Origin of the sequence: Alteromonas marina (assembly GCF_000808575.1) — a bacterium.
In the GTDB taxonomy this organism is placed as follows: domain Bacteria; phylum Pseudomonadota; class Gammaproteobacteria; order Enterobacterales; family Alteromonadaceae; genus Alteromonas; species Alteromonas marina_A.
This window is the reverse complement of sequence record NZ_JWLW01000012.1, coordinates 67,263-80,246: the sequence shown is the minus strand read 5'-3', so window position 1 is coordinate 80,246 and position 12,984 is coordinate 67,263. Positions and strand designations below refer to the sequence as shown.

Genomic DNA, 12,984 nt, shown 5'->3' with positions numbered 1-12,984 from the left:
TGTTATTTATGCGAGCTGGTACTAACAGCGCCGCGTACTCCTATTAATGTTCCAAGTGCTCTAGCCGGAAAATAAAGCAGATAAAAAAGTGAACAATGCCACCAAGTTACTTGCTGCTTAACAAGCCTTTTTAGTCGCCACGTGTAGGCTGTAAAAGGCAGTAAAGCGCCTACTAACATAACTATAGCGACAATAGGTTGCGAGAATATTATCGCGAGTAAAGCCAGTAAAAGACCACCTGTAAATGCAAAAGGAACAACAAAACTTGGCCATTCTCTTAGCGGAATGCGCCTTCCTTTTAAAGATGCAATATTGGACTGGCCGCGCCATATTTCTTTTTTATACATCGGTGCGTAAGCTTTGTCTTCGCCAATGTGAATATACTGGGTTTGTGAGGTATAAAACAACTCACCTAATTTACTAACCTTATCGGTAAAGAAATAATCTTCACAAGTATGAAGGTGTTCAGGGAACTTACCTGCTGCCTCGAACGTTTCCTTTAAAAGAAATAAGTTGCGGCCAGGTAGAAAACTGACAGGCACATCAAGTTCAGCATTGCTTAACGCCGTTCTTATTCTCTCTAGAGGCGGCGCGTTAGGGCTGTTCACCTGCATGGCGCTAACTAGAGCCGTATTGTCTCGTGTTTTGAGAGTATCAATCATCACGTCTAGCCAATTCGAAGCAAGTGCAACATCTGCGTCTAAAAATGCCAAGTATTCACCTGTCGCCAAGCCGGCACCCAGATTCCTAGAATGTGAGATCGTGTTATTTTCGTCGTTATATAAAACTCGCAAATTTACTGTTTTGATAAATGCGCTGAGCGTATTTGAAATTTCTTTATTCTGACTTACCAAAACAACTTCGTATTGCTCTTTAGGGGTTGTTAGGCCCGCAATACTTGTTAATGTTTCAATGAGCATGTCTTCACGCCCCTTATGAGGAATGATAAAAGACGTATTAATACTCATGGTTTACCTAACCATTTTTGAAGTTGTGGAAAACGTTTCACTAGCTGTTTTCTCTCTCTAGACGGAGATAAATCGATAAGGTAGGACAAAAGAAAACTCAATGAATTGGATTTTTCTGTTAATGCCTGACCTTTTTGTGTAGAAGTCGATGAAAGAGGGCGGGCAGCCTGCTTAAAACCGGAGTAATGACCGTTTTGCATCATTAAACAAAGTACGCGCGTGGTACTCGTTTCTGTACTCGTACTAAGGCGTTGAAAAATTGTATCTGCTAGTTGCTCGGCTTTTTGCTCAGCAAGTGTACGTTGGGCTTCAGTTAAATAGTTAGATGCAAAATGCAGTACGCATAGTTTTCTTAGGTCTTGCCCACTCCACGTTTGATTCGGAAACTCAAGAATGTCAGGCTTGTCCAGATAAGCATATTCGTTCACAGCCATCCAATTGGCATAGTGAGTAAGTGAGTCTACTGCGTATTGATAGCTCGAGTCATATTCACAGCGCTGTTCTTTAAGTGATATAAATCGGCAAACTGCTTGTAGGAATACAGTATAAAACCACGTTGCTTCGACATTATCCAATTGCAATTGGTCGAAGTCATCGGTGGGGGAGACCGTATTCGCTATAATATAGGACGCTGCTTCAATGTCACTATCACAACCTTGTAGTTCGTATCTATCTAGCCTTGCTTGCAGGTAGTTACCCGTACCTCTGTCTAGAGGATACTTTCCTGTTTTTACATTTTTAACACCAGGAATATCGCTATTTTTAAACGCAAGCAGGGCGCCTACAAACGTACCGTCGCCTTCATAATAATTGGTTACCCATTGCGTTATGGATAATGCGGCGTCTCGAGACGGTGTGTAGCCAGTAAGCAAATGATGCAAAGTGAGACCATTGGTATAACAATGTTGCCCACCCGGACCGCCGCCTCCAGCATGATCATCGTAAACACCAGACGGCTGGTGTTTAGAGTACGTTCTATGAGATGCGGTATATGCCTGAACATAATGGTCCGTATGCCAAAACAATCCGCCGCTATACTCGGGCTTATCGTCACTGGTGTGATACACATCAATATCTGCAACGTGCTTGGCAAGATCATCGGCTAGTTCAAACCAACGAGGATCGCCGCTTAACAACCACTGCATCAGCATTCCAAATATAGGGTCGTATTGATTGTTGTAATGTGACACGAAAAAGGGCTCGTCAGGTGCGAGTGCCTTTTCGTGATCCGCATAAAGCTCACCAAAATGTCGCCAGCCAAATTCGTCAATATCGAGCCGCTTTTGATAAAAAGAAGACGGACCTTCAATGCCACTTTTTATAAGAGAGTCAAACTCGCATGATTTAGAAGGGAGAAAAGGCAAAACAGATGCGTTTTTTAACCAAGCGCTATCAATGACTACTTGCAGTGATTGTATGCTAAAAGGTGCGATTGAAATGCGTCTTGTTTTTTGTTCACCAGGCTGGAGTTCAGTATTCTCACTATACCTAGAACCTAACAAGCTAACGCTCAAACTGTCTGCTGTTAAATGTGCTGAAGAAGGAAAATTTTGCCAAAACTTATCAACATGAATACTAAAAGTGCTACCGATGTTTGAAATCTTAATTTGCGGTTTTGCTTGGTCACCCGAAAGCAATAAGTGGTCTGGTTGGTAAAGTTTAAAACCGCGAAACGGAAGCGAGTTAACGTTGTCTTGATTTACATGAACTGGACTTTGCCAGTTTTCAAAACCACTGGAAGCCTGATGAAGTGTCAGCTCTTCATGTTCAGATGAACTAAAGTCATCTGAATTTAGCGTCAGCGTAGGCTCTAGCGATTTACCTTTGAACGAGATACAGCATTCTTTTAAATAAATACTGTTTGGGTCTCCCAAGTCCCACTTCCCATTTGGGTGTGACGCAGCGCTTGGGTTTCGCATTGTTAAATGAGCACAAACCGTTCCGGTACTAAGGAAGATTGACGCTTCTGTTTCAACAATCAGCTTTTTATCGCTGCCAAGCCTAATCTCGTATTTTTGTTCAACGGTTAATGCGCTGTATTCGTTGTTATTGCAATGAAGAGCATAAGAGAATGCAATAGGGGTTATCGATTGAGGATTAATATCAACAATATCGAAAGAGCTGGATAAGTGCTTGTCGGTTACAAACTGAAAAGGCTTGGCTTTGTTAATTGTGAATGTTTTGCCACTGCCCAGAGACAGTGAAAGCGCCTCATCGTTATTGTTTACAGGTGAGACAAGCTTGTTCAATGGTGAGTCGCTCACCACCGCTTCTAGCGTCAGAACTATTTCATCGCTTACCGAATGGCGCTGTAAATCAATCAAACCTTCACATAACAACCACTTTATTGAACCATCTGGCCATAGCTGCGAGGTTTTGATAAAAGCATCAGTTAGGAGTATTCCGTTTGCGGCAAGCCGAAATTGAGTGACGGCGAGCCACATTCCCTTAGGGCAGGGCAAACCTGTTTTAAAATGTCCGCACGTCTCTTTGGCTAAAGAGGCAATCTGGATAGTTCCAACCGTTTGTGTCATTACTGCTTTCTTTATTTCTTCCGTGAGCAATGTTCTTGATGAACATATGCATAATGGCTCTAGTATGCCAATGGAATTGCCACTTGTGTAGCCTTCATCACTAATTTGTTACTTTGACCTTATATTTGCTTCGAAGTAGTATGACTACAGGACAAGTAAAAATACTAAAGATAGCTTGGAAGGCGCTGATGTCGAAAGTTTGCGTGTTGTCGCAACGAGTACCGTATCCCCCAAATAAGGGCGAAAAACTTAGAACATATCATCAAATTGAATTTCTAAATCGCTTAGGGTACGAAGTCGAAGTTTTTTCTCTCATAGAAACTGCAGAAGATAAGAAAAATGCCGAAGCGTTAGCCAAGCAACTTGGAATTTCGGTCAACTCTTACCAGTTAGGTAGTAAATTCACGCGTTATGCTTCGGCTTTACTGCAAGGTTTGCCGATAAGTGTTGGGGCGTTTTACTCAAAAACACTTCAACATGTTATTGATGAAAAACTGAAAGAGGGTGAGGATGCGCTGCTGTTAACCGCGTCGAGTTTAAGCTATTACATCTTCAGCTCGCCTTATTACAACAATACCCATTGTCGCTTGTTTATGGACTTTATGGACGTTGATTCAGATAAGTGGGCGCAATACGCAGGTTCTTCTTCTTTCTTAATGCGCTACGTATACCAGCGTGAAAGCAAAGGTATAAAAAAGCTTGAGGCTAAAACAAACCAACGGTTTGATGAGTGCTTTTTGATTGCAAGCGAAGAGGCGCAGCTATTTAATTCTTCAGTAGACTCATCGAAAGCGATAACCGTGCTTGGAAACGGATTAGACTTCGATGCGTTTTATCCGGCGAAAACACAGCCTTGCGCGGCGACAATAAGCACTGGGCCGCATTTCTTGTTCACGGGCGTGATGGACTACAAACCTAATGTAGACGCGGTACTTTGGTTTGTTAAAAATTGCTGGCCACTCATTCGTGAAAAAGCGCCCAATGCAAAATTTACCGTGGGTGGAATGAACCCTGTTGAAGAAATAAAGGCGTTGTCAGACCGCAATGGCATAGATGTCACGGGCTTTGTCGATGATATATTGCCTTATTTTCACCAAGCTCATGCGTTTGTGGCGCCATTTAGGTTGGCAAGGGGCGTGCAGAACAAAGTGCTTCAAGCGGCAGCATGTAAATTACCGATAATAACCACGTCTATGGGAGCTGAAGGGATCTCGTTTGCCAACGCCGACAGCATGTGGATAGTAGATGATGTGGACAGCTTTGTAGCTGCATGCGTGGAAAGTATTGAGAACTTTGAGCTATCACAACATAAAGCTCAACGTAGCTATCAAGCAATAGTTAGCGAATATAGTTGGGAACAACAACTGAGCCCGTTGAAAGTGGCAATGGCACGAATATGAAATCAATAATTAAGAAGAGTTTTTTTGCCCTTTGTGCACTTGTAATGTTTCCTTTCACGCTTATGTATTTAATGCTGTCTATTGTGGTAAACAAAGACTCGCTGCTTTCCTCTTTTAGCCAGCTGCTATCGCTTATACCCGGTAAACTAGGGTGTTATTTACGTTCGGGCTTTTATCGGTTTGTCATGACCTCGTGTGCGCCAAACGTTCTCATCGGTTTCGCCACGTTGTTTTCACAACAAGATACTGAGATTGACGAGGGGGTGTACATAGGGCCGCAATGTAACATTGGTAAATGCGCAATTGGGAAAAATACCTTGTTGGGAAGCGGTGTGCACATTATGAGTGGCAAAGGACAACATAATTTTTCTGACCCAGAAAAGCCGATTAAAGATCAGGGCGGCGTTTTCACCAAAGTCATTATCGGAGAAAATTGCTGGTTAGGTAATGGCGCCTTAATTATGGCGAACGTGGGCAAGGGAAGTGTTGTAGCAGCAGGTTCCGTGGTAGTTGATGATGTGCCAGAAGGCGTAATTGTTGGAGGGAATCCGGCTAAGCTACTTAAAAGAGTTTCTGTTTGATGCGCTGAAGAGCAGAGGCTAACCGCCCCTCGATAGATCTGGTATATATAGTTAAATTGCTAAATATATACGTTTCTGTGGAGAGACTTTTTTTATATCGACTTTCTCCACCCAAGAAATCATACCAATAAAAACCCTTTTTTTGATAGTACTCCATCAAGGTGGAGTGCAAAGTGTAACCAGGTTTTATTTTATTGTTTTCATACTGATAATTTATTCCTGAACAATAAAAATAAACAGTATCGCCAAAAATCAAATTGTAAGAGTAGCCTAATAGACTTGTACCTGCTTTAATTTCGATAATGCTGACATTTTCAGGAAAATTCTCCAGCAAATACTTGTGGTGAGAGAGAAAAAGAGGGTTGTTAAAACCACTTCCCTCTGCACTTTCGCTCCACTTTTCTTTGTGCAGCGAGCCCAATTTTGTAAGGTAAGAATGCAACTGATCTTCCGAAGCTTCAATCACTGAAATAGCGCCGTAATCCTGCTCAAGTATTTTGGTAGAACGTCGAATTTGAGAGCGAGTATTTTTCGACAAATGTTTCTCTAGATCAGCAGTAATTAAGGATGTTCGATACCCGTTAACGTTTTCTGAATCAACACGGATAGAATTATCAACTAAATCTTTGCTTATCGCTATATTGTGCGACATTGATATATACAACTTACAAACATGATCTATTTTTGCCTTATTTAGCAGAGCATTCAGGCATGCTTGTTCATGCTTCTTTGAGCAAATTATAGTGTTGTATTCAACCCAAACCTGGTCTTTTTTGAGCTCGCCAGTTTGGTTCAAATACCAAGCATGTAAAGGCAGCAAAGACAGTGTATTCTTACTCACTATCCAGCAATAACCTATTATTTGATTTCCTAGTTTAAAAATGTACAGAGTAGGAAGTACTGTTAGACTGTATATCCAAGACTCCTGCCAAGCGAGTGATGTGAAAGGTGTAGGCACTTCAATGCACTCATGAACATTTCTTAGAAACGACTTAACTTCTTCAAACGAAGCTAAACTTTTGCGCTCTAACAATACTTCCATAAGCAAACTTTAAGTTTATATACTAGGGTTAAAAGCTTAATGGTAAAAGCAGTTTCAGTAAAATGAAAAAAGCCCTCTTACGAGGGCCTTTATATGACTTTATAATCGGTTTTAAGATTTTCTGCGTCTAACAGCAGCCAGACCTAGAAGGCCAAGGCCAGCAATTGCCAAAGTTCCAGGAGCTGAAACCAAAGAAACCCGAGCTGTTGATTTTTGCCCAATAGATACTTGGAAGTCGCCTGCACGTAAGCGGAAGAATTCACTTCTCGCAACACCACCATCTTCCGTAACACCTGTATTGCTTCCTGTGAAGTCATCGGCTTCACTTACAAGATTAACAATTTCCAAGTCGTCTTCATTAAGATATACCACAGTCCCATCATCTAGTTGACGCTGTACTCCTAACGCTCCTCCATTACCGGTTGAATCGTCCGAGCCAATACCAACTTGAAAAGAGGCTGAAGCTGTTGCATTAGCGACCTGGGTAGGATCTGACTCTATGTCTGCACTTTTAACTGTATCGACTATAAGCTTGTAGGCTAGGGTAAAAGCTAAATAAATTTCAGTAGGGCCGTTAAGTTCGAAATTTAGTACTGTAGTCAAAGAATCGGCTATGTCCGAATTGCCAGAAGCCACGCTATTGTTACTTCCAACTGAAGCGGCTGCGTAGGTCATACCTGATGCAGGGTTAGTTGGGTCAAAATTTAACGCGCTTCCACTTACAATAGCGTCTGCCATACCGTAGCTGTAGCCGTTATCCCTACTATCATTATGGAGATTTAAAGCAGTATTATAATTGCCAACAAGACTATTGTTCGAAACGCCTGTCAAACCACATGAAGGGCCTACACAATTAAAAACACCGTCAGCAATTCCGTCGTTTGTTGGTGCAAAAGCTGGTGTATTAGGTAGACCTGCACCATTGAAACCAGTGCTAGTGCTTGACGAGCGTTGACCTGAGCTGACAGTGATGAACTGTGCAAGCTGTTCATTAGAGACCTTATCCGTAAGGGCCGCATCGAAATAAGCTACGATACCAAAAGATTGCACGTCCAAGTAAGATGTTGCCACAACGCCAGCGTTTGCAGAAAGCGAAGCGCCTGCTAAAGCACACCCGGCTACTAAGCTCTTTGTGATTTTAGAAATTTTCATGTCTATTCCTCATGAATAAAGATTCGGTATTTCGCAACTACTGACTACATAACGTTAGTGGCGACTGTCTAATACTCTTAAGCAGGCAGTGTGCCAGCATTGCAAGTAATTGACTTAATGGGTTTTTATCGTTTTTAAAAAAAAGGAGAGATAGCAAGCTGTTAAATATTCCGACACTTTCTTATAACCCATAACGACCAGAAGCTATCACAGAATTTGGATCTAATGTGAGCTTTATCTCTCGGATACTCGTTATTAAAGTTGAGGAATAGAAGTCATCATAATCTCGATGTTGGAAACTATTGAATCTGTAGGTTAGATAGCCACTGTGTATAAACCGTTTGATTAAAGCTTCGTGACAGCGTTCTGCTTGACGATCTGAGTTTTCGGATTGTCTGTCGTACAGTAGTGAAATGACACATTCAATTGCTGTTGACGTGAGTACAGTCATTGATATTGCAGACTCAACATCAAATTCCTCTAGAACTTCAGAAACAATAGACACTAAGTTTTCAGCATTTTTACCCGTCGCAGGTGCAGTAGGCGCAAGCCATATAAGACCCACCTTGTTTCTTTCAAGTTTTGTGAAGTCTTTGTCTAGAGGAAGTTGGCTTAATTTATAATGCACACTCTTTAGAAAATCATTTGTAGGTTCACCGCGTTTGAGTTTCATTAGACTATTTAATTTGTCGAGAGTTTTGTCGACTTTTAAACCGCTTAATTGAGAAACTTTTGGGGCAATTCTATTTAACCATTTGAATTTTGCTTCACTAATAAACTGTACTTTAAATTCTCCATTCGCAAATGTGCGTTTAATTTTTTTCTTCCAAACTTCTACTTCTTCAACACTTCCGTAAAGTGCCCCTGATGCCGTCCATTCATTTAACATGTAAGCTTTTGTATGTCTCTTTCTATCTTCGTCTGATAGTGAAAACTTTGATAGGGGCCAGTCACTTTCATCAAGGGCTGCCTGGAGTGATTTATCGAGATTTGTTATGTGGACGCAGCTTTTTATAACTTGCCTTTCTCGTAAGTCACGAATTCTATCGACCAACACATTAATGTTTGTGTCTTTCTGCGTTGAAATAAAGAATGGAAGATAGCATTCAGGTGCAGCTATAAGTTTAAGTGTTGCCTCAGTTACAATCCCCAGCGTTGATTGAGAAAAAATCCCGTCGACGTAGGGGCCTACGCCCCACTTGTATATGCCTTCACTCGCAAATCGTTTTGATTCGTCAGAAAATTGTCTAAACCCAGTTGAGATAGCTTTTCCATTTCCTAAAACTACGTCTAGGTCACTAATGAACTCAAAGTGGTTTCCGGCGGGAGTATGACCAAAGCCTCTCTCCAAACTGTTGCCCAAAACACTGCAATCTACTGATGAGCCCGTTGCGTCCATCCAAAACTTAAGGCCTTTTTCCTTTAAAAAGTCATAAAGCTGCTTTTGGGTAACACCAGCCCCAATTCGTACCGTACCTAAAGTATCGTCATATTCTGTGATGTTATTAAGATTAACTAGATACAGTAAAAAAGCATTGTCACTTCCCGCTTCCGAGCATGTATAGCCCCAGTTTTTTCCACTGCTTATAGGGTGTAATTGGAACTTTTCATCGCTTTGGCTATTAACATCGTTAAACAATTTAACTATTTGGAAAACATCACTTTTTTTATTCGGTATAATTACTGCACAAGGGTGTGTTTGTTCCTTCATTGTACTTGTAGAAAACTCGTCAAACATTTCTCCATGTGTAAGAACATTCGATTTTCCAACGATAGCTTCTATTTTGTTTACCAATTCCAGTTTTTTAGACATCATCGAGCTGCTCTTTCATGTCTTTTCCAATGACCATCATCAACTTCTTAAAGCCAGGAGATAGCGTTTGGAATAACACTTTGGGGTCGATATGATAAGGTGCTCTTTTCCCATGATATTCGGTCACTTTTCCTATTTGAGTAAAAGGGATTCCTACAAACCTAAGGCTGCGCGCAAGTCTGGGTTCCATCATCACGAAAATATGATTGATGCCTTTTTGTTGTGTAACCGTCGCGGCCATAAAGTATAAACTTATAGCGATGAAGGGAAAACAACGCATTTCGTTTTGTGAGAAGTTATGTTCATCAATCACACCAGTTCCTGCGCCCTCATACTGATCAGTTTTCCGTTTTCGAAATTGCGCGGGAACAGCGAGGCGCGATATTTCACAAATCTCTTCACGCTTGTAATTTTTTGGATGAAGGACTTCATCTTCTAAAGCATGACTACAAAATTGCTCAATGGGGAGCAGTTGCTCAGAAGAATTCGACATAACCATGCGAACTGTGCCTGCAAAGTTTTTTGAACCTTTGTGCTGGACTAAACAATGGATTGAGTGCTGATCAAATTCATCTTTCTCCATGCCGTCTGATTTTTCCGGCTCGAACGCTAGCTCAGTACAGTAAACATCATGTCTTATCCTGAATGACAGTTCCTTAGTGGCTTGGTCATTTGCTATGGTGGTATTAAAAAACTGTTTAAAGTGAATAGCTATTTTACTTACTTCTCGGTTTGCAAGCTTGGTCTGGAGTGATTTAGACACATTCTTAAGCAGTGGGTTGCTATCCATTTTTTTAAACAATTGCTTTAGCATTGTCATTCTCTTATTGGCAACGGTATTACTATTAGATAAGCATAGCCCAGATAGGCTGTCTAGACCTACTTTGGGCTACAATTGTTTATGGAAACCATGAAGGTTAAGTTAATTTTTTATTAATTCCAGTGTATCTTCGTAATTAGGATCATTTGGTTTTAATTCTAACGCTTTTTCAATTAGTGTTAATGCATTCTGTTTATTACCAAGCTCGTTCTCGATCCAGGCTAAGTTATTCATTACAACATGGTTATTTTGCGTAGCTTCCAGCAGGAATATGTAATAACTACGAGCTTTTAGCATATCTCTCTCAACTAAAGCGTCTGCCAATAAGCGCATATTGATAATATCTGACGGTAAATACGAAACATGCTTTTCTAAGAATGAAATTGCTTCGCTAATTTTTCTTTGGTTCATCAGTGCGCTGAACATCATGGAAGCGACTCGCGGGCTAGGTGCTTTTTCATATGCTTCCGAGAGTCTTTCTTCGGCTAAAGCAAAATTTTTACTTGTCAATGCAAAGCTTGCCGATATTCCTCTGCCTAGAGGAGTATTTTGAGTTGCTTTCGGTATTTGAGCGAACTTCTGTTTAGCTAACTCTAACGAACTTGTTAACAACAAAAAGTTGACTTGAAGTAACTGTAATCTCGGATCATCAAATTTCTTGAGAGCTTGCTCTGTTGTTTCTAGTGCTTTATTCGCGTTTCCTAACGTCTCAAGATAATTTATTTTAGCAATATAAGCATCCGGAACGTCGGGGGTGTTTTTTATCCAATCATCCAACGCTATCAAAACCTCTTCAGGTTCTGCGGCCATTACTTTATTTTTTAATAGTAACTTCCAATATGAAGGATTTAGTTGTTTAGCATTTGTTTTGTAGCGAGAAAGAGAGCTTAAGGATTCTTTATTTTTGCTCTCAAGTAGTAAAAATTTGGCTTTCAAAAGCTCAAATTCAAAAGATTTTTCAATAAGTGAGTCGGTTATCTTATAGACGTAACTCTGGCTATAGTTATTTTCCAAATTCACGATAAAAAGTTGATTAAGCAATAGTAGGTCAGGTTTTTCATTTGATATTGCTTCCTCTAGATATTCACTTGCTTTCTTAGCATTTTGAGTCGCTAAGAGTGACTCAACTATTAGCGTATGTTTTAGAGGGCTAACAACTTTATTTTTCTGAAGACTATTAAGAGCTATGTTGTAATCGCCTTCCAGATAGCTTGCGACGCTGCTCGCAAATATTGCTGCCTCTTTGTTTTTGCTTTGCCATGTTTCAGCTATCTGTTTTAACTTTTCTACTTGATTGTACTGATAAAGTGTTCCAATCATTACCTGCGCTAGAGCACCATTCTCGGGTGCTACTAAAGGAATGAAATCAAAATTTATTCCCTCTGAATTTGTTTTAAATTTATTTAATTGAGAAAACTTGTGAAATTCAGACGATAAAGAGGAGGTTTCGATCGAAGCAATACTTTGGATAAGTTGATTTCTTGTATTGATATCGCCTTCTGCTTGAGCAGCGTTGGCGGCAATAGCAAATAGCGAAAGATTAGCTTCGTCGCTATCAACTAAGCTATTTTTAAATACCTCGATCCCTCTCTCGTAATTACCAAGTTTTATCTCGGTTATAGCGAGTACTTTTCTGGCAGGGTGTCCTTTTGGAAATACTGAGTTCGCCCCTTTTAGCTGTTGAAATGCCTTCTCGTAATATCCCTGTTGGAGGTATAGCGTTCCAAGGTAAGTTTTAAGGGCGCTGTCATTGGGATAAAAATCCGTAGCTTTAAGTAGATATTGTTCAGCTTCATCAAGAGAGCCGTTAAGAAAATTGATCGTTCCTTTCAACCTGTTCGCCAATGGTTGCTCGGGAAATCGAGACAAAACTTCATCGGAGTACAACAGCGCTTTGTCATATTCTTTAATATTGTAATGGCACTGCGCCAACCGTAGGGTAGAGTAGGGGTGAGTAAAAAGCTGCTCATTCACTTTTTCAAAGGTATCAATACACTTTGTAGCCTCACCGCTAGCTAGATAATAGTGCCCTAACATGGGTAAGAAAAGACCATCGCTTTTGGTTTCGATAGCAGTGGTTTCCTGTTGAGATAGCTTCAGTTTTTGGTTTGAAACATTACTCTCTAATGCGATAAGAGCCTGGTCTAATAAATCTTGGGTTTTGGCGCTTTTTTTCTCGGAATTTCCTAAGAGGATCAAGAATCTATCGTTAAGTTTTTTGATTTTTGAGTTCTTTTGTAAGTCTGGAAAAGTAGTTGCGAAAGATTCGATATCTTCGAATTCCTGATTAAAAAAACTCAGTAAAAAGTAGTTTTCTACCGCCGAAAAGGCTTTGTCAGCATTCTCTTCGTTAATACTTTCGAGTATGCGAGTGTATTCCCTCTTTGCATTTAATATTTGACCAGTCTTCAAATATGCGTCCGCTAACAGAAGTCTAGCATCCAAAAACGTTTCATTTTCCTGAACTAAGCTTTTCAACTGAATAATTGATTTTTCGTAGGCGCTAGCTTCAAAGTCCTTCTCGGCTAGTAAAAATTTATCTTGCTCAGTTTCTTGTGTACACCCGAGTGACAGAAGTCCAGTTAAGCCTAAAAGTAATATTTGTTTTTTATTCATGGTTGAATCCATTTCCTTTGTTTCGCTAACATTACGCACTTATTTTCTGCTTTTCAAA

9 protein-coding genes are annotated in these 12,984 nt (G+C 40.4%); 2 read left to right on the top strand and 7 right to left on the bottom strand.

The genetic code is table 11. The annotated features are described in order from the left end of the window. Window positions 1–2: 2 nt before the first annotated feature. Window positions 3–968, bottom strand: coding sequence for a glycosyltransferase family 2 protein (locus RJ41_RS06020; RefSeq protein WP_084081781.1), 966 nt, complete (start codon window positions 966–968; stop codon window positions 3–5). Next, a complete protein-coding gene (locus tag RJ41_RS06015; RefSeq protein ID WP_039218250.1) occupies window positions 965–3,502 on the bottom strand; it encodes a hypothetical protein in 2,538 nt (845 codons plus the stop codon). The genes RJ41_RS06020 and RJ41_RS06015 overlap by 4 nt, the downstream gene beginning before the upstream one ends. Window positions 3,503–3,690: 188 nt before the next feature. Here RJ41_RS06015 and RJ41_RS06010 point away from each other — a divergent pair, with 188 nt between their 5' ends. Next, window positions 3,691–4,902 carry a TIGR03087 family PEP-CTERM/XrtA system glycosyltransferase gene (locus RJ41_RS06010; protein ID WP_039218248.1) on the top strand — a complete coding sequence of 404 codons (1,212 nt, stop codon included), beginning with the start codon at window positions 3,691–3,693 and terminating at the stop codon, window positions 4,900–4,902. After that, window positions 4,899–5,483: an LbetaH domain-containing protein gene (locus RJ41_RS06005; RefSeq protein ID WP_039218245.1), complete on the top strand. Its 585-nt coding sequence runs from the start codon at window positions 4,899–4,901 to the stop codon at window positions 5,481–5,483. Before RJ41_RS06010 ends, RJ41_RS06005 begins: the two co-directional genes overlap by 4 nt. On the opposite strand, the gene RJ41_RS06000 is transcribed toward RJ41_RS06005, so the two are convergent. The 5 genes from RJ41_RS06000 to RJ41_RS05980 all read right to left on the bottom strand — a co-directional run bounded on the left by RJ41_RS06000 (window position 5,464) and on the right by RJ41_RS05980 (window position 12,926). Continuing rightward, window positions 5,464–6,525 (bottom strand): GNAT family N-acetyltransferase, encoded by a 1,062-nt coding sequence (locus RJ41_RS06000; RefSeq protein WP_039218243.1) that lies wholly within the window; start codon window positions 6,523–6,525, stop codon window positions 5,464–5,466. The two genes, RJ41_RS06005 and RJ41_RS06000, sit on opposite strands and share 20 nt — an antisense overlap. 111 nt (window positions 6,526–6,636) lie before the next feature. After that, a complete protein-coding gene (locus RJ41_RS05995) occupies window positions 6,637–7,677 on the bottom strand; it encodes an EDSAP-1 family PEP-CTERM protein (RefSeq protein WP_039218241.1) in 1,041 nt (346 codons plus the stop codon). A gap of 181 nt (window positions 7,678–7,858) precedes the next feature. Then, entirely contained in the window at window positions 7,859–9,493 is a 1,635-nt protein-coding gene (locus RJ41_RS05990) for an FAD-binding oxidoreductase (protein WP_039218238.1), read from the bottom strand. Further along, window positions 9,483–10,304 (bottom strand): PEP-CTERM/exosortase system-associated acyltransferase, encoded by an 822-nt coding sequence (locus tag RJ41_RS05985; RefSeq protein WP_039218235.1) that lies wholly within the window; start codon window positions 10,302–10,304, stop codon window positions 9,483–9,485. Before RJ41_RS05985 ends, RJ41_RS05990 begins: the two co-directional genes overlap by 11 nt. Before the next feature lie 108 nt (window positions 10,305–10,412). Beyond that, window positions 10,413–12,926 (bottom strand): tetratricopeptide repeat protein, encoded by a 2,514-nt coding sequence (locus RJ41_RS05980; RefSeq protein WP_039218233.1) that lies wholly within the window; start codon window positions 12,924–12,926, stop codon window positions 10,413–10,415. Window positions 12,927–12,984 lie beyond the last annotated feature (58 nt).